Annotated in this window: 17 protein-coding genes, 3 tRNA genes and 1 pseudogene; 12 read left to right on the top strand and 9 right to left on the bottom strand. The window is 61.8% G+C overall.

Annotated features, from left to right (window positions below):
* Positions 1-18 precede the first annotated feature (18 nt).
* The 3 genes from ettA to J5Y21_RS02185 form a co-directional block, all read right to left on the bottom strand.
* Complete coding sequence (gene ettA, locus J5Y21_RS02195) at positions 19-1,689, bottom strand: energy-dependent translational throttle protein EttA (RefSeq protein ID WP_210572350.1); 1,671 nt, start codon at positions 1,687-1,689, stop codon at positions 19-21.
* Between the two features lie 396 nt (positions 1,690-2,085).
* Positions 2,086-2,715 carry a single-stranded DNA-binding protein gene (locus J5Y21_RS02190; protein ID WP_210572344.1) on the bottom strand — a complete coding sequence of 210 codons (630 nt, stop codon included), beginning with the start codon at positions 2,713-2,715 and terminating at the stop codon, positions 2,086-2,088.
* Positions 2,716-2,909: 194 nt separating this feature from the next.
* The gene (locus tag J5Y21_RS02185; protein WP_210572342.1) at positions 2,910-4,904 is read right to left on the bottom strand and encodes a cytochrome c oxidase assembly protein; all 1,995 of its coding nucleotides are present in this window, start codon (positions 4,902-4,904) and stop codon (positions 2,910-2,912) included.
* 105 nt (positions 4,905-5,009) lie between these two features.
* On the opposite strand from J5Y21_RS02185, the gene J5Y21_RS02180 reads away from it, so the two are divergent.
* The 6 genes from J5Y21_RS02180 (at position 5,010) to J5Y21_RS02155 (ending at position 7,929) form a co-directional block, all read left to right on the top strand.
* Positions 5,010-5,083: transfer RNA gene (locus J5Y21_RS02180), tRNA-Arg, on the top strand.
* 83 nt (positions 5,084-5,166) lie between these two features.
* Positions 5,167-5,802, top strand: a complete 636-nt coding sequence (locus J5Y21_RS02175) for an SMI1/KNR4 family protein (protein ID WP_210572340.1) — start codon at positions 5,167-5,169, stop codon at positions 5,800-5,802.
* Positions 5,803-5,835: 33 nt separating this feature from the next.
* The gene (gene panD, locus J5Y21_RS02170; protein WP_210572339.1) at positions 5,836-6,255 is read left to right on the top strand and encodes an aspartate 1-decarboxylase; all 420 of its coding nucleotides are present in this window, start codon (positions 5,836-5,838) and stop codon (positions 6,253-6,255) included.
* A gap of 105 nt (positions 6,256-6,360) precedes the next feature.
* Positions 6,361-7,161, top strand: coding sequence for a mycolate reductase (gene cmrA, locus J5Y21_RS02165; RefSeq protein WP_210572335.1), 801 nt, complete (start codon positions 6,361-6,363; stop codon positions 7,159-7,161).
* A gap of 10 nt (positions 7,162-7,171) precedes the next feature.
* The gene (orn, locus tag J5Y21_RS02160) at positions 7,172-7,804 is read left to right on the top strand and encodes an oligoribonuclease (RefSeq protein ID WP_210572333.1); all 633 of its coding nucleotides are present in this window, start codon (positions 7,172-7,174) and stop codon (positions 7,802-7,804) included.
* A gap of 49 nt (positions 7,805-7,853) precedes the next feature.
* A tRNA-His gene (locus J5Y21_RS02155) sits at positions 7,854-7,929 on the top strand.
* A gap of 152 nt (positions 7,930-8,081) precedes the next feature.
* Here J5Y21_RS02155 and J5Y21_RS02150 read toward each other — a convergent pair.
* Positions 8,082-8,393 carry a metal-sensitive transcriptional regulator gene (locus tag J5Y21_RS02150; RefSeq protein WP_210572332.1) on the bottom strand — a complete coding sequence of 104 codons (312 nt, stop codon included), beginning with the start codon at positions 8,391-8,393 and terminating at the stop codon, positions 8,082-8,084.
* 47 nt (positions 8,394-8,440) lie between these two features.
* Positions 8,441-10,402 (bottom strand): heavy metal translocating P-type ATPase, encoded by a 1,962-nt coding sequence (locus J5Y21_RS02145; RefSeq protein WP_349236910.1) that lies wholly within the window; start codon positions 10,400-10,402, stop codon positions 8,441-8,443.
* 21 nt (positions 10,403-10,423) lie between these two features.
* On the opposite strand from J5Y21_RS02145, the gene J5Y21_RS11830 reads away from it, so the two are divergent.
* Both J5Y21_RS11830 and J5Y21_RS02140 read left to right on the top strand, forming a co-directional pair.
* Positions 10,424-10,750: a hypothetical protein gene (locus J5Y21_RS11830; protein ID WP_349236909.1), complete on the top strand. Its 327-nt coding sequence runs from the start codon at positions 10,424-10,426 to the stop codon at positions 10,748-10,750.
* A 188-nt stretch (positions 10,751-10,938) separates the two neighbouring features.
* Positions 10,939-11,535 carry a YdhK family protein gene (locus tag J5Y21_RS02140; RefSeq protein WP_210572329.1) on the top strand — a complete coding sequence of 199 codons (597 nt, stop codon included), beginning with the start codon at positions 10,939-10,941 and terminating at the stop codon, positions 11,533-11,535.
* Between the two features lie 91 nt (positions 11,536-11,626).
* On the opposite strand, the gene J5Y21_RS02135 is transcribed toward J5Y21_RS02140, so the two are convergent.
* Positions 11,627-12,820, bottom strand: coding sequence for an Ig-like domain-containing protein (locus J5Y21_RS02135; protein WP_210572328.1), 1,194 nt, complete (start codon positions 12,818-12,820; stop codon positions 11,627-11,629).
* 273 nt (positions 12,821-13,093) lie between these two features.
* On the opposite strand from J5Y21_RS02135, the gene J5Y21_RS02130 reads away from it, so the two are divergent.
* From J5Y21_RS02130 to J5Y21_RS02120, 3 genes are all read left to right on the top strand, one after another.
* A tRNA-Lys gene (locus J5Y21_RS02130) sits at positions 13,094-13,166 on the top strand.
* An 82-nt stretch (positions 13,167-13,248) separates the two neighbouring features.
* Positions 13,249-13,833 carry a TIGR00730 family Rossman fold protein gene (locus J5Y21_RS02125; RefSeq protein ID WP_349236908.1) on the top strand — a complete coding sequence of 195 codons (585 nt, stop codon included), beginning with the start codon at positions 13,249-13,251 and terminating at the stop codon, positions 13,831-13,833.
* Between the two features lie 22 nt (positions 13,834-13,855).
* Positions 13,856-14,467, top strand: coding sequence for an isochorismatase family protein (locus J5Y21_RS02120; RefSeq protein WP_210572319.1), 612 nt, complete (start codon positions 13,856-13,858; stop codon positions 14,465-14,467).
* A gap of 71 nt (positions 14,468-14,538) precedes the next feature.
* Here the strand turns inward: J5Y21_RS02120 and J5Y21_RS02115 are convergent, their stop codons facing one another.
* Both J5Y21_RS02115 and J5Y21_RS02110 read right to left on the bottom strand, forming a co-directional pair.
* Positions 14,539-15,348 carry a class F sortase gene (locus J5Y21_RS02115; protein WP_210572316.1) on the bottom strand — a complete coding sequence of 270 codons (810 nt, stop codon included), beginning with the start codon at positions 15,346-15,348 and terminating at the stop codon, positions 14,539-14,541.
* 21 nt (positions 15,349-15,369) lie between these two features.
* On the bottom strand, positions 15,370-15,645 hold the full coding sequence (locus J5Y21_RS02110) for a DUF3618 domain-containing protein (protein ID WP_210572315.1): 276 nt from the start codon (positions 15,643-15,645) through the stop codon (positions 15,370-15,372).
* Positions 15,646-15,725: 80 nt separating this feature from the next.
* Here J5Y21_RS02110 and bcp point away from each other — a divergent pair, with 80 nt between their 5' ends.
* Positions 15,726-16,211, top strand: coding sequence for a thioredoxin-dependent thiol peroxidase (gene bcp, locus J5Y21_RS02105; protein WP_210572313.1), 486 nt, complete (start codon positions 15,726-15,728; stop codon positions 16,209-16,211).
* 134 nt (positions 16,212-16,345) lie between these two features.
* On the opposite strand, the pseudogene J5Y21_RS02100 reads toward bcp, so the two are convergent.
* Positions 16,346-16,965, bottom strand: a pseudogene (locus tag J5Y21_RS02100) (hypothetical protein); the annotation flags it as partial.

Here is a 16,965-nt window from a genome sequence, read left to right as displayed (position 1 = left end):
GTGGGTGAGCTGCGTGGACTAGCGCGTCAGCTTGCGGTGCGTGACGCGGGACGGCTTGGCGGCTTCCTCGCCGAGACGCTCCACCTTGTTGGCCTCGTAGTCGCCGAAGTTACCTTCGAACCAGAACCACTTGCCTTCCTCAATATTGCCCTCCCAGGCGAGGATGTGTGTGCAAGTTCGGTCAAGGAACCAGCGGTCGTGGGAAATGACCACGGCGCAACCCGGGAATTTCTGCAGCGCATTCTCCAAAGAGCCCAGGGTTTCGACATCGAGGTCGTTGGTCGGCTCGTCGAGGAGGATCAGGTTTCCGCCCTGCTTGAGCGTCAAAGCCAGGTTCAGGCGGTTGCGCTCACCACCGGAGAGAACCTTGGACGGCTTCTGCTGGTCCGGGCCCTTGAAGCCGAACGCGGACAGGTACGCACGCGACGGCATCTCGTTCTGACCGACGTGAATGTAATCGAGACCGTCAGAGACGACCTCCCACACCGTCTGCTCCGGATCGATATTCTCGCGGTTCTGGTCGACATAGGAGATCTGGACGGTTTCGCCGACCTCGACCGAGCCGGAATCCGGCTCCTCGAAGCCCACGATCGTCTTGAACAGCGTCGACTTACCCACGCCGTTCGGGCCGATCACGCCGACGATGCCATTGCGCGGCAGCGTGAACGACAGATCCTTGATCAGGGTGCGGCCGTCGAAGCCCTTGTTCAGGTCCTTGACCTCCACGACCTTGTTGCCCAAACGCGGCGGCGTCGGGATCTGGATCTCTTCGAAGTCGAGCTTGCGGTACTGCTCCGCCTCGGCCGCCATCTCCTCGTAGCGCTCCAGACGCGCCTTATTCTTCGCCTGGCGTGCCTTCGGCGAGGAGCGAACCCACTCCAGCTCGCCTTTCAGGCGCTTCTGCAGTTTCTGGTCCTTCTTGCCGGCGATCTCCAGACGCTCAGCCTTCTTCTCCAGGTAGGTGGAGTAGTTGCCCTCGTACGGGTAGAGCTTGCCGCGGTCGACCTCGCAGATCCACTCCGCGACATGGTCGAGGAAGTAGCGGTCGTGTGTCACAGCCAGGACAGCACCCGGGTAGTCCTGCAGGTGCTTCTCCAGCCACAGGACGGATTCGGCGTCGAGGTGGTTCGTCGGCTCGTCGAGAAGCAGCAGGTCCGGCTGCGTGAGGAGCAACTTGGCCAGGGCCACGCGGCGGCGCTCACCACCGGAGAGGTTGGTCACCGGCGAGTCCGACGGCGGGCAGCGGAGCGCTTCCATCGCCTGCTCGATCTTGGAATCGACCTCCCACGCGTCAGCCGCATCGAGCTCCTCCTGCAGCTTGCCCATTTCCTCCATGAGCTCGTCGGAGTAATTCGTGGCCATCTCGGTGGCGATCTCCTCGAAGCGCTGCTTCTTCTCGAAGATGTCGCCCAGGCCCTCTTCGACATTCTCGCGGACCGTCTTCTCCTCGTTCAACGGCGGCTCCTGGAGCAGGATGCCCACAGTCGCGCCCGGGTCGAGGAATGCCTCGCCGTTATTCGGCTGGTCAATACCCGCCATGATCTTCAGCAGCGAGGACTTACCCGCGCCGTTCGGACCGACGACACCGATCTTGGCGCCCGGGTAGAAAGCCATCGTGACATTGTCCAAAATGACCTTGTCACCGACGGCCCTGCGAACATTCTTCATCGTGTAGATGAACTCGGCCACTTAAGACCCCTTTACATCCGTGTAGGTGGAACAACGTAAATCACCACAAAGGGTACATCACACAGCCAGCCCCGGAACCGCTCAGCGCCAGCGCAGTCACACAGCACCGCGCAGCGCAGCGCGCACCCCGCGCCGAGGCGTGGAAGTGCGCGCGTGAAAGCGACAGTGCTTCTGTGGCGGTGGGTTCGCCTGGGGTTCATTGCGGTTTCGCGGGGGTTTCGCGACGGTTTCGGGCGGTTTCAATGCGGTTTCGGGCGGTATCGGGCCTGCCCACTCGATCCGGTTAGTCCCGTTTGAGTTTCGGGTCCCACCAGAAACATGAGCAACATTTCACCTGCGGTTTTGCAAGGCGGTTTCAAACGCGACTAACCGGGGCGGCTCCACGCCGGTTCTGCCTTAACCGACGGGCACGGGTGGCGCCTCCTGCTTCGCCTGCTCCTCCTGGGCCGATTCGCGCTGACGGTCGACGAAACTCATCTCTTCGGCCGTGCCCTCCCGCTCAATGACGCCGTTGGCAGCCGCAGCCGTCGCTGGCGCCGAGGATGCCGGGGTCTGGCCGGCATTGGTCTTGGTGGTTCCCTGCGCTTCGACGATGTCGTCGCGGGTGGTCTCTTCGACGTCATTCATGCCGTCGACGGTGTGCTTGTGCACGCTGGTGGAGCGGGACGACGCCTGGAAGCGGGTGAGCTCGAGCGCGATCTGGTTGGCCTTGATGATGTGCTTGTAGCGGGAATTGCCCTCGGCGTCGGTCCACTTATCGGAAACGAGGCGGCCGATCACGACGACAGGCATGCCCTTGGTGAGAGAAACGTGGGTGTTCACCGCGAGCTGACCCCAACACTCGACGTCGATGTAGAGCAGGTCGGTATCCGCCCACTGGGCGTTGCCGTTGGCGTCCTCGGTCTCGGTGCGGACGCGGCGGCTGGTGGCCACGCGCATGCGCGTGAGCGTGGAGCCGGTGTCGAAAGTCTTGATCACCGGGTCATCGGTGAGATTGCCGGACAGGGTAATGGGAAGTTGGGACATGTCGGTTCGAACCTTTCGCTGGTGTGTCAGTGGTGAGAATTGTCCAATTGTCTCGGTGTGTTCTAAACGTCACCTGCCTGCGATAAGGCGGTGACGCTTCAAGCTTTTCCCACTTTTCGAACCAGCGCGAGCACGCAAAGAAGAACCTGTGGATAACCGAAAGTTATCCACAGGCAGAAGGTTCCTTCTCTCCCCTAGCGAGCCTCGTTTGAACCCTGCTGGGAGCGCGCCGAATACTGCGCGAGCATCTCGTTGTACGCGCGCCATTCTTCGTCGTCGGACTCGTCTTCGCGGCGGTCGATATCCCTGGCATCAGCACGATCGTCGCGAAGCCAGCCCAGAAGCAGGATGACGAAGACGAGCGCCATCGGGAAACCGCCGGCCGCCCAGCCGATGCCGCCGCCGACCTTTTGGTCGCGCAGCAGATCCGGGTTCCATGGAAGCTCGAGTTCCGTGTAAAAGGTCTCCGCCAAAATGAAATTGAGCTGCATCAGGTACACGCCCATGAACAAGTGGATGGGCATGGAGAAGACGAACCACGCGAAGCGGATCACCGTGGAGCGGCGGTTGGGCACATAGTCCGGTCCGATGAGATCCCAGAAGTAGAAGTAGCCAGACAGCAGGAAGACGGCGTTCATGATGAGGTGGCCGGCGTGCTCGGAGACGGCGACTTCGTAGAACGACGGGAAGACGTAGAGCACGTAGAAGACCACGAGGAACTGCACAGTGGACACCGGCGGGTACGTGACCACCTTGAGGAAGGTCGATTCCTCGAACGCTTCGACCCAGGCGCGGGCGTTGAATTCGCCTTCCGGGTATGCCTCTTTCACCAGGGTCAGCGGCGCGCCAAGCACGAGGAAGACGGGCACCACCATCGAGAGAATCATGTGCACGACCATGTGCACGGAGAAACTCGCGGGCATGTACATGCCGATGCCCGAGGACATGGTCACGACCGTCGTCGCACAACCGGCCAGCCACCATGCGGTGCGCGAGCGCTTCCAGCCGTCCACGCGGCGCACAAGATGCAGGTAATAGGCGGCGAGCAGAATCGCGATGACGCTGAAGAAGACCTCGAAACGCCACATGCCGAACACATTGGTCACCGTCGGCGCGACTTGGAGGTTGTAGCCCATCTGGATCTGCATCGGTGTCAGGTCCGGCTGCAACGGGGCCGGCGGCGGGGTGCGGCCCATCGAGACAGCCACGCCCGTGACCGCACCCATCACGAGCGTCTCGACGACCGCGAGGCGGACAAACAGCCCCGGCTTCTTCCCCAGTTGCGGGATAGTGAGTTGGCGGTGGGCGAAACCGAGCAGACCGAGCACGGCCAGCCCGATGACTTTCAGCAGCACTGTCCACCCGTAGGCGGTCGACGTCAGGTCGGAGAACTGCACGCGGATCAGGGCGTTGACCACACCGGAGACCATCAGCGTGATGAATGAGAACAGCGCCACCGCCGAATACCTGCGCACCGCGCGCGGCATCTCCGGCCCGAGCCTGCGGCCATGGGCGATCAGCGCCAGCAGACCACCGACCCACAGCAACATGAACACCAAGTGCCACAGGTAGGAGTTCGTGCCGTAATCGTGGTTGCCGCCCGAGGCGGAGTGGCCCGACAAGCCCAGCGGGATCACGGTAATGATCGACCCGATGAATAGCGCGACCTGCGAGGCCCACGAGCTGCACGCGAAACCGAATCCGGCCACGACAGCCGCGATCAGCCCGACGATCAGCCAGATCTTCGCTTCCGCGACCCGTTCCAAAGCAGTCGCCCACATCTGCGGGGAGAACATGACATCGGGCAGAGGGGTACCGGAGACATCGGAGAGCACCAGCGGAATCATCACCACGGCGATGAGCGCCACGCCAGCGCTCGCCCACGACGCGGTGCGGGCGGCGATGTGGCCGTCGACGGTGAGGGTGGCGTCGATAAGCTTTGCGCGGTCCGGCGCGATCATGAAGCCCGAGAACATGAACGAGCCCGCCGCCAGCGCGGCGAGCAACCACGCGACCCCACGCAGCGCCGGCAGCCCCACCGTGGTCAGCGGACCCGGGTCCGGGATGCCCAGCGCCGCGAGCGAACCGCCCACGAAACTGAACGACAACGCACCGGCCACCACGGCGCCGACCGCCAGCACCGCGAGGTAGACCGGCCACGCCGACTTCACTGCTTGCTTATCCGACATGGCAATCACCCTACTTTCGATGGAGGGCAATATGGAAAGCCGTCCCCCGTGCGTTACGATGAAATCCGCCCAAAACGCACGCCACCGTGTGCGACAGAAGGGCAAGCCTCCATAGCTCAGTGGATTAGAGCATCCGGTTTCTACCCGGCTGGTCGCGGGTTCGAGTCCTGCTGGGGGCGCACTTTGTCATCAGTCGCGATTGCGCACTGAAATGTACATTTGACGTGCGCCAACTACGCCCCGTGAAATTACGATGAGGGCCATGAACAACATTTTCACGATCACTGCGACCCTCAACGAACTCGAATTTCTCATGGGCACGATCTACCCACCGGCGTTCATGGCTTTAGGCGACGGAATGGCGCTCGCTGACATAGAGCGCACGGTGAACGCGTATTCACCGGTGCTGGAAAAAGCCGGGGTGGATTTCCCGTCCGAGCTAATCGAGCTGTACCACTGGCACAACGGATCGAACGGCGAAGACATTATCGGCCCAGTCCAGCTACTCAGCCTCGAGGAGGCATTAGAGACATGGCGCGCGCTTATCGACGCCAAAGACAACGAATTCCCCTCCGGCGACTGGTACTACCCAAGTTGGATCCCCTTCGCTAAATCCTGGTCCGACTGTTATCTGTGCATTGACGCCAAAGGCGTGGCGGGCGGCAACCGCGGACAGATCGTGGAATTCGACCGTAACCACCCGACGCGGACCATTCAGGCGCTCTACATGCGGGACTGGTTCCAATGCGTGGTGGATGACTACTCGCTGGAGGAATACACCCGCACCCACGGCATCCCCGCTGGCGAGGAGGGCGAAGACGGGCTCTACGACTACGACCCGGAGGAACCGCCCGAGGGGCCGAACTGCCACATCAACCACTTCAAGGCGAACGCATAGCCCCGAGCCGCAGGTGGAGTAGCCTTTCTAACCGTGTTCCGCACCATGTTGAAATCCAAGATCCACCGTGCCACGGTCACCCAGGCAGATCTCCACTACGTCGGGTCGTGCACGATCGACGCCGAGCTCATGAAGGCAGCCGATCTACTCGAAGGCGAGCAGATTGACATCGTCGACATTGAGAACGGCCACCGTTTGACCACCTACGCCATCACCGGTGAAGCAGGTACTGGCGTGATCGGGATCAACGGTGCGGCCGCGCACCTGATCAGCCCGGGCGACCTGGTGATCATCATCGGTTACGCCCAGTACTCCGAGGAGGAGCTCGACAATTACAGCCCGCGCATCGTCTTCGTCGACGAGAACAACGCACAGATCGAATACGGCCACGACCCGGCCCACGCCCCGGACGGTTCGGGCCTGAGAAATCCCCGGAATTCCGACGAAGTCTGACGTCGCCGAAATTCTTTCGATGGGGCACTCGAGTGCCAGCCGGGCGACGTATTCTCGGTCAAGTAATCCGGGAGCAGCCCCCAGCGCACCTGTAGGCTCGCAGGCATGACTTTCCCCTCCCCCGCACGAGATTCCTACGCACTGGTCACCGGAGCGAGCCAAGGCATCGGCGAGGCCATGGCCCGAGATTTCGCCGCCGAAGGCCACAACCTCATCATCGTCGCACGCCGCGAAGACGTCCTGACGCAGCTCGCAGAGGAGCTTGAGAAGGACTACGGCGTCGATGTCATCGTGGCGGCGCGTGATCTGTCGGTAGCGGATGACGTCGATAAGCTTCTTTCGCTTATCGACGAAAAGCGCATCTCCATCTGCGTCAACTCCGCCGGCATCGCCTCCTTCGGGCCGTTTTTGGACCAGGACTGGACCTATGAGACGAACCAGTTCAACCTCAATGCCACGGCCGTCTTCCGCATCACTAAAGCTGTGCTCGACCAGATGGTCCCGCGCGGGGAGGGCGCACTGTGCAATGTCGGTTCGGCGGCCGGCAATGTGCCGATCCCGAATAACGCCACGTACGTGCTCACAAAGGCCGGCGTCAATGCGTTCACGGAGGCGCTGCACTACGAGCTGAAGAAGACCGGCGTCCACTGCACCCTCCTCGCACCGGGCCCGGTGCGCGATGCTGTCATCCCGGAGGAAGAGCAGTCCATCGTGGACAAAGTCGTCCCCGATTTCCTCTGGACCACCTACGAGTCCTGCTCCCGCGAGACCATCGACGCGATGAAGAAGAACCGCCGCCGCATCACCCCGGGGCCGCTGTCCAAGGCCATGGACTTCGTCTCCTCGTATGCGCCCCGCGGTGCGCTCGCACCAGTGATGGGCTGGTTCTACGCCAAGATGGGCTAGCGTGGGCCCCATGAGTGAAGCACTGGCAGAAAAAGACGACCGCATCGTCTGGGTCGATTTGGAAATGACGGGGCTGGACCCCGACCGCCACGTCATCGTGGAGGTCGCTGCCCTGGTCACCGATGCCGAGCTGAATATCCTCGACGACGGCATCGACCTCGTCGTCCACGCCACCGACGCGGAGCTGGCCGAGATGGACGATTTCGTCACCGAGATGCACGGCTCCTCCGGGCTGACGGAGCAGATCAAGGCCTCCACCGTCACGATTGAGGATGCGGAAGACGCGGTGTTGGGGCTCGTCGAAAAGCACTGCGGCGAGCACCGTCCCCCGCTGGCCGGCAATTCCATCGCCACGGACCGCTCCTTCATCCGCGCGCAGATGCCGCGCCTGGATGCGGCGCTGCACTACCGCATGATCGACGTCTCCACCGTCAAGGAGCTCACCCGTCGCTGGTTCCCGAAGGCCTACTACAACCAGCCGGACAAGGGCATGGCGCACCGCGCCCTGGCCGACATCGTCGAATCCATCCGCGAGCTCGACTACTACCGCCGCAGCGTGTTCGTCCCCGCCCCGGGCCCCTCCTCCTCTGAAGCGAGCGAGAGCACCAAGGCCGCGACCGCCGCGTACCAGCAGTTTTTGTAAAAGCGGGTGCGTGAACTAATGTAGAAACCCGCTGCAATTCGCAGCGATGGTGGCTGTAGTTCAGCTGGTAGAGCACCAGGTTGTGATCCTGGGTGTCGCGGGTTCGAGTCCCGTCAGCCACCCCAATGTCATCAGTCGGGACATCGTTGACAGATCAGTCGCGACATGGTGGACAAATACCGGCGCCTTGGATTTATTTTCCTAGGGCGCCGGTTTTTGTCACTTAACCCGATTAGTCGCAATGGGCGCAGGAGGTTGGACGTCTGGCCCTGAGGATTTAGGAGCGGACGAGGCGGGCGATGGCGTCGGCGGCTTCGGCGAGTTTTTCTTCAGCTTCCGGCCCGTCGGTTTGAGCCGCACGGACGACGCAGTGGCGCATATGGTCATCGAGAAGGCTCAGCGCGACGTTGTTCAGAGCTGAGGTGATGGAACTGATTTGGGTGAGGATATCTATGCAGTAATTCTCTTCATCGATCATGCGATGAATCCCGCGGGCTTGGCCTTCAATGCGCTTCAATCGGGCCAAATATCGGTCTTTGTCACTGATATAGCCGTGATCGGCGGATTCAGCATGTGGGGTGGTGGTCATGGGCCTGCTTTCTTCGTGCACCAGCGTTGTCACAATATTGTCTCATGCTAGGCATCTACGGTTTCGGGTGTCCGATCCAGGGACTTAGCAACACTGGCAGCCGGGGTCAGATCCAAGCGGCGCAGCAGCTGGGCATTGAGGGCGACTACCACGGTTGAGGCCGACATCAGGATTGCACCCACGCTCATCGGCAGCATGAACCCGATCGGAGCCAGCACTCCAGCGGCCAGGGGAACGGCTGCGATATTGTAGCCAGCAGCCCACCACAGGTTCTGTTTCATTTTCCGGTAACTGGCCTCGGAGAGCTCAATTACGGATAAGACCGAGCGGGGATCCGAGGAAGCCAGGATGACCCCGGCCGATCCGATGGCCACATCGGTGCCGGCACCAATGGCGATGCCCACATCGGCCTGAGCCAAAGCTGGCGCGTCATTGACCCCGTCACCGACCATGGCCACTTTGCGGCCCTCAGCTTGAAGTTCTGCAACCTTGGCGGCCTTATCTTCGGGCCGGACCCCAGCAAAGACTCGGTCAATACCCAGCTCTTCGGCCACGGTCTCGGCCACGGCTTGGGCATCACCGGTGATCATCACGACCTGGACGCCGTGGGCATGCAGGGCATCCACGGCGTCACGGGATTCGGGTCGGATTTCATCGGCTAGACGCAGCGCGCCAATAACTTGGCCATCTTCCAGCACGTGAAGAATGATCGCGCCTTCGTCGCGCCACCGCTCAGCAATCGCTATCTCATCTTGGGAATGGTGGTCTAGCAGGTAGGGGCCACCGACTTCAACCTCTGCGCCATTGACCGTTGCTTTGACGCCCACAGCTGGGGAAGAGGAAAAATCACTGGCACCCGGTACGTCAAGGTTGCGGGCGCGGGCAGCGCCGACAATGGCCTGCGCTAGGGGGTGCTCGCTGTCGGTTTCAGCAGCAGCGGCCAACGCTAACACCTCATCTTCGGTCCGATCACCCACGGGGTGGATCCCGGTGACGGTGGGCTCACCTTTGGTCAGGGTGCCGGTTTTATCGAACAGTACCGAATCCACGGAGCGCATCGATTCCAGTGCCAAGCGATCTTTGATCAACACCCCGCCACGAGCCGCACGCTCGGTGGCAATCGATACCACCAACGGAATTGCGAGGCCCAAGGCGTGAGGGCAGGCAATGACCAGCACCGTAATGGTGCGTACTACGGCGGCGTCGGGCATACCCAGTATGGACCACACCAGCGCAGTAATTACCGCAGCCCCGAAGGCGAACCAGAACAACCAACCGGCGGCGGTGTCGGCAATGCGTTGGGCTTTGGACGAGGAGGATTGGGCGTCGGCGACCAGTTTCTGGATCCCCGCCAGCGCGGTGTCATCTCCAATGGCGGTGACTTTGACCCGCAGCCCGGAATCTGTGGCCACAGTGCCGGCCACGACGTGGTCGCCCGGGCCGCGTCGGACGGTTTTGGATTCCCCGGTGACCATGGATTCATCCATGGAGGCAGTACCATCGACGATCTGGCCATCGGCCGGGACCGCAGATCCAGGCCGGACAATGACGACATCTCCAACGACCAGCTCCGCCGGAGCGACGGTGACAACGTCATCGCCGTCGACCTTCTCGGCTTCATCCGGCAGCAAGGCGGCCAGGGAGTCTAAGGCGGAAGTGGTTTGGGCCAAGGACCGCATTTCAATCCAGTGGCCTAACAACATAATGACCACCAGTAGCGCCAGTTCCCACCAGAAGTTCAGCTCGTAATCCAAGATGCCCAGGGTCGCACCCCAGGAGGCAATGAAGGCCACCGTGATTGCTAACCCGATAAGCAGCATCATGCCGGGTTGTCGGGACCGGATCTCGGAGACGGCCCCCGTCAAGAAAGGCCGGCCACCCCAGAAATAGATGATTGTGCCCAGGATCGGCGACACCCACCACACCCAGGCCGCGTCAGGTAATTGATAGCTCAACAGGTCGGCGAACATCGGGTTGAAAGCGACCACTGGAATTGCCAGCACCAACATGATCCAAAATAACCGCCGGAATTGTCCGACATGATCCCCATGGTCCCCGTGGCCATGTCCGGCATGGCCGCCGTGCATCTCGTGGCCGGAATGGTGTTGGCCCTCCTGGCCGTGCCCGCCCGCGCCATGTTCGTGATGCTCATGCCCGTCGTGCCCCATGGCGCCAGCTTGGCTGGCTTGATGATCCGCCTGGTGGACTTCGGTTTCAGTAGTGCGAGCCTGTTGATGCGCAATGTGGTGCTGGGGGTGATGGTGGTCGCGTTCAACCATGTCAGAAGCCTTTCCGTGGAAGTGATTGTGAAATATTTCCGCGTTCGAAGAGCTGGGCGATATCCATCGAGCGTGTAGCGCCTCGCGAGAACTTGCGGGCTCATGCACTCGTCGGACTGGGTGGCGGTTTCGCACTAGACACGCGACGCACGTTAACCCGCCGCCTCGACAGCCCATCTTAGTCCGCTTGCTATATACCCTATACCCCTATAGGGTTCGGTTTCAATGGGTGGCATCCCATCCACCCCGGAATGACAGGAGCACTGATGAACAAACTGACCCAGATAACTCGACTTACTCTCGTAGCTGCAATAGGTACCTTGGCTCTGACTAGCTGTGCCGGAGCCGGTGACGACGAGGTCGCCACCAACCCCACAACCACCAAGGAGCAAGCGCAGACCGATGCCGCTAGCCCCCACACGCAAGCCCACGATCATGACGCAGATGGCGGCCTACCACCATCGGGAATCGAGGAAGCCACCGATCCCACATATGCCGTCGGCGACTCTGTGATCCTCGACGCCGACCATATGCCAGGTATGGATAATGCTGAAGCCACCATCTCTGGCGCATTTGATACGACCACTTATTCTGTGAGCTACACGCCCACTGATGGTGGCACCCCTGTGACGGACCACAAGTGGGTCGTCCACGAAGAACTCGAAGGCCACAGCGAAGCGCCGCTTGAAGCAGGCAGTCAAGTCATTTTGAACGCCGATCACATGCCTGGAATGAAGGGAGCAGAAGCCACCATAGATAGCTCCACCGACGAAACCGTCTACATGGTCGATTTCGAGATGGACGGCATGGAAATGACCAATCACAAATGGGTCGTGGAAAGCGAAATCCAACCCCGCAACTAAGGCACCGATATAAAAGCACCTGTAATAAAACACCCTGTGCAGTTCCTCTCCGCGAGGATCCGCACAGGGTGTTTGCGTTGGCCTGGCGGCGCTAGCCTTCGTCGGCGTTGCCGGCCTTGATCGTTTCCCAATCGAGGTTCCAGTAACCGAGACCGTCCAGCCCCGACAGCGTTTCACCGGAAGTGTTGACCACCTCGACCGGGTCGCCCTGCTTGACGTAGTTCATGAACCACTGTGCATCCTCCGGCGTGGCGTTGATGCAGCCGTGGGACTGGTTGTAGCTGCCCAGCGCACCGATCGCCCACGGCGCCGAGTGGACGTAGATGCCGGACCAGGACAACTGCGTGGCGTAGTTGACGTGCGTGCGGTATCCGCCGTTCTCGAGGGACAAGCCGAACGTGGTGGAATCCATCGTCATGGACTCGTTCCGGTCACCGACGACGTACATGCCGTTCGGGGTAGCGAATTCGCCGTCACGGCCGAGGGAGACCGGGAAGGACTTCACCTCTTCGCCGTTACGGTAGACAGTCAGCGTCTTCGTGTTGTCATCCACGAGCGTTTCCACCAGGTCGCCGACGGTGAAAGTGGACGAGGCGTCCTCCGCGCCGTAGATGCCGCCGCCGAGATCCTTGCCGTAGATATCGGACTTCACAGTCACCTCAGTGCCGGGCTCCCAGTATTCCTTCGGACGCCACACCAAGTGATCCGGGTCGATCCAATAGAACGCGCCCTCAGTGTCGTTCGACGTCTCGATGGTGATGGCATCCTGCGCCGCCTGACGGTCGCCCGGCGCGATATCGAAGTAGAAGTTCACCGCGTGGGCGACACCGACTTCAGTCCCGTCCATCGGCCCGATATAGGCGTGGGTCTGCGCGTCCGGCACGACGGTGGTGAACACCGACTGCGAGGTCTCCCCATGCGCAGTGACAGCCTCCACCGTGTATTCACGGCCGTAGCCGAGCGGCTCCGCCGTGGTCCACTCCGTCTTATCCTCGTTGAGTTCGGCCTCGACTTCCTTGCCTTCCTCATTCGTCATCGTGACCGATTCCAGGCCGTCCGGCGCACTCACTGTCACCGGCTCACCCGGCTGCACATCCTCTGCGCCGTCTTCAACGGAGATGACCGCCGGGTCATGCTGCTCCGGCTCCTGCTCCGTCGTTTCCACAGACTCCGCAGCGGTTCCCGGACGGTCGATCGTGCACGCGGTCAACGCCCCGCCTGCCAGTACGACAGCCGCCCCAGCAGCGATGATCCGACGCACCCGCGCCACCGTGTTCTCAGTCATTGTGCAACCACGCAACCCTTGAATCCGCTATGAAGATGCCTATATTCCCCAACGCAATGTGTTCTCACCCTATAGGTCGCACTGACCCTAAAGCCAGTTACACACGCCGAGGTCGGGGGCAAGATTAAGCACCCCTGCACCCTACTGCAACGCACTTTGCGCCATGGGTGTTCCATTACGCTATACCCCACCATGAACCAGCCCTGTGACCAGGCGATTTCACCCATTAGAAACAAGCTGCTATATTTTCATCTCGTTGCCTTCCACGGCAAGGCGCCATTAGCTCAATTGGCAGAGCAACTGACTCTTAATCAGTGGGTTCGGGGTTCGATTCCCTGATGGCGCACAGTACAGCCAGGTCATACGGTGAAAACCGGGACCTGGCTTTTAGTTTGCGCGCATGTCTGCGACGGCTACATTGGAAAAGTGTGATCACTACGCCGCACTCCCCCATTACCGCAGTCACGGTCTTCGCCGGCGCGCGCGAGGGCGTAGACGACTCCATGACCACGGCCGCGTACGGCTTCGGCACGGCGCTGGCACGCCACCGGATTGCGCTTGTCTACGGTGGCGGCAGGCTGGGCATGATGGGCGCGGTCGCCCAGGGGGCGATCGACGCGGGCGGGGAGACCATCGGCATCATGCCGGAGCATCTGTCCCAGCACGAGATCGCACACACGGGGCTTTCAGAGCTCGTCATCGTGGACACGCTCGCCGAGCGCAAACGCCTCATGAACCAGCGCTGCGACGCATTCGTCGCGCTTCCCGGTGGTGCGGGCACGCTCGACGAGCTTTTCGACGAATGGACCAACCAGCAACTCGGCCTCCACCAAAAACCGATCGGGCTTCTTGGCGCAGATTTCTGGGAGCCGCTGACGGCGATGATCGACCACATGGTCGCGGCCGGCTTCATCCGGCAGGCTGACCGGGACAGCCTGATCGTCGCCGACGATCCGGATGAGCTCATCGACGCTCTCGCGACGTGGACCCCGCAACCGCCCCGCTGGGGCTAGAAAACGCTGTACGCTGGGATTTATGGATACAGAGACCCCAGCTGACACCGCTCACACCACCAACCAGAGCAGAGCGCTCGTCGTCGTCGACGTGCAAAACGATTTCTGCCCCGGCGGCGCACTCGGCACCGCGCGCGGCGATGAAGTCGCCTCCAAGATCCAGGCGCTCATCGCCGAGGGTGACAACCGCGGCTACGACTACAGCCACATCGTGGCAACGCAGGACTGGCACATCGACCCGGGCGCGCATTTCTCCGACAACCCCGATTTCGTGGACTCATGGCCTGTCCACTGCGTCGCCGAGTCGGAGGGCGCGGCGCTGCGCGGGCCGATCGCGGACATCGCCTTCGAAGAGTTCTTCCGCAAAGGCGAGTATGAGGCGGCATACAGCGGGTTCGAGGGCGCGTCGATAAGCGAAAAAGCTCTTCTCGCGGACTGGCTGCGTGCGCGCGGTGTCAGCGACATCGATGTCGTCGGTATCGCGACCGACCACTGCGTACGCGCGACTGTGCTCGACGCGCTGAAGGAAGGCTTCGGTGTGCGCGTACTGCGCGGCATGTGCTCGCCTGTCGACGACGCGCGTGGATCCGCCGCTCTCGACGAGATGCAGTCCGCCGGTGCTGAACTGGTGTAAAACGAAATGTTGCGGGACCGACGGCCCCGCAACGGTGAGAACTGGCGCACTCGCGGTAATGACGGCGAGCGCTACACAGGTTCCGCGATGGTGATGATGTTATCGGCGTAGCCGAGCGCACCGCCGACGAACTGGCCGCCACAGGTGATCAGTACGAGGCGGTTCGGGCCGGTGGCATCGTTGACCTCCGGTGGGAAGTCCGACCCCTTCGGCAACCGGTACGGCGCCTTGCTCACGCGGAAGGTCTGCGGGGTGCCGTCGATGTCGATCTCGAACTCGTCGCCGACACTCATATCGGCAAAACGCGCGGCGTAGCCGGTGCCCTGTCCCTGGTAGTTGATGTGGCCTGTGATCACCGAGGACCCCACGGCCCCCTCAGCTCCAGGCACAGCCGACGCCGAGTACCAGCCAAGGCGCGACACATCCGACGGCGGAATGAGCGCGCCAGCGTCTGTTAACTGCACTGGGTCGACCGCGGCAATGTCGCCACCGACATTCATGGACATGCCCTCGAAGCCGTCGAACTGGCCTGGAGCGGCTTCGTACGGGACTTCCTGCTCGCCTTCCGGGTCGACGAAGCCGCCGTCGGTGGGCACTGCGGACTCGTCGCCTTGCTGCTCCGGCGACGGCGCCTCCATGGGCCCCTCAGACGCCGTTACGGCCTCTTCCTCCGCCTGCTGCCCGTCCGAGTCGTTGCGGAAGGCGTAGATAGCCAGCTGCACGAGCACGAGCGCGACCGCCAGCACCGCGATGGCGATCCACCACGGGCCGCGTTTCTTCTCTTCAGGCTCACTGGCGTGCTTCGGCGTGTACTCGCCGACCTCCGGCTGATCTGGTGTGCGCTCCGGTTCCGGAGCACCGCTTGGGTCGATGGTTGACATGGGCCTTTCCAGGGTCGATGATTAGCGGCGCGACAGCAGCTTCTGCAGCTCTTTGAGCTCGCTCTTGCGCTTGCGGCTGTTGTAGGCCTTGATGCCGATCAGCGCCACGATACCGACGACTACACCGCCGATCACCTTTTGCACGGTCTCTTCCTCCAGCAAGGACGCCGCCTGCTTCTTCGCGTTACCAGCGAGGTTGGACGGGTTAGTGCGGTCTGCAATCTCGTCGATGGTGGATGCGAGATTGCCACGGGTGCGCTCGATATCGCGTTCGATGTCGTGAATGTCACGTGCCATTGTTGTCTTGCTCCTCTATTGCAAAGTTTGTACTAGGCATTTCACCTTCGATGGACCAGCCTAGTGTAGAACGGGGTGTCATGACTGACTCCATTCGCCTTGAGGCGGGCGACACCGCCCCCGCATTTGCACTGACCAACGACCGCGACGAGACCGTCTCACTCGCAGACTTCAAAGGCTCCCGCATTATCGTCTACTTCTACCCCCGCGCGAACACCCCGGGATGCACAACTGAAGCCTGCGATTTCACCGAAAATTTCGACCAGTTCGACGATGCCGGTGTGAAGGTCATCGGCATCAGCCCCGACAAACCAGAGGCCCTGGCGAAATTCCGCGCCGACCACGACTTGAACGTCGAGCTCTTGTCCGACCCCGGAAAGGAAACACTCGCTGCTTACGGCGCGTTCGGCGAGAAGAAGAACTACGGCAAGGTCGTCCAGGGCGTGATCCGCTCGACCTTCCTCATCAACGTCGACGATGACGGCAACGGCACCGTCGAGACCGCCCAGTACAACGTGAAGGCCACCGGCCACGTGGGCCGCATCCTGCGCGACTGGAAAATCTAGCTTTATAACCACACCACAATCAAAAAGGCCCCGCACTCCCCTTCACCCCCGTCCAGTTCAGAACAGGGGGTTGGGAAGCGCGGGGCCTTTAGTGTGCCCGTGACCGCCCCGATTAACGGGACGGTGTCAGCGCGTTAGATGTAGGTCGGCATATCCGCATCCAGTGCGGTGCCGCCGGACGGGATCTGCTTGATCTCGCCACGCGGGCTGTCAGCCGGGACCGGCTCACCGACCGGCTTCGGCGTGTGGACCGTCGACGTGGACGATTCCTCACCCGGAGCAGGCTTGTCCTCACCCGGAGCAGGCTTGTCCTCACCCGGAGCAGGCTTGTCCTCACCCGGAGCAGGCTTGTCCTCACCCGGAGCAGGCTTGTCCTCACCCGGAGCAGGCGTCGAGGAGCCACCGCCACCCAGCAGCGCCGGGATCAGACCCAGGCCCGGGATAAGCAGCAGCCACCAGAGCTTACTGCGGTCCACGGAGCTGCCGTCGCCGTCGGAGCTGCCGCCACCCGGGTTGTCGCCGTCGGAGCTGCCGCCACCCGGGTTGTCGCCGTCGGAGCTGCCGCCACCCGGGTTGTCGTCACCGCCGGAGCCCGGAGTCTCCTCGCTTACGACTGTCTGGTTGTCGTCGTTGATGTCCTTGTGCTCAGCGATGTCGTTGTCATCCGAGTAGTCATCCGGGGTGTTACCACCCTTCGGGTTATCCTGACCGGTCTTATCAACGACCGTAGAGGTCAGCTCCTCGAAAGCAACAG

This window comes from Corynebacterium sp. Marseille-P3884 (assembly GCF_017942225.1).
GTDB lineage: Bacteria > Actinomycetota > Actinomycetes > Mycobacteriales > Mycobacteriaceae > Corynebacterium.
The sequence above is the reverse complement of the archived record's forward strand: the minus strand, read 5'-3'. Positions and strand labels throughout refer to the sequence as shown.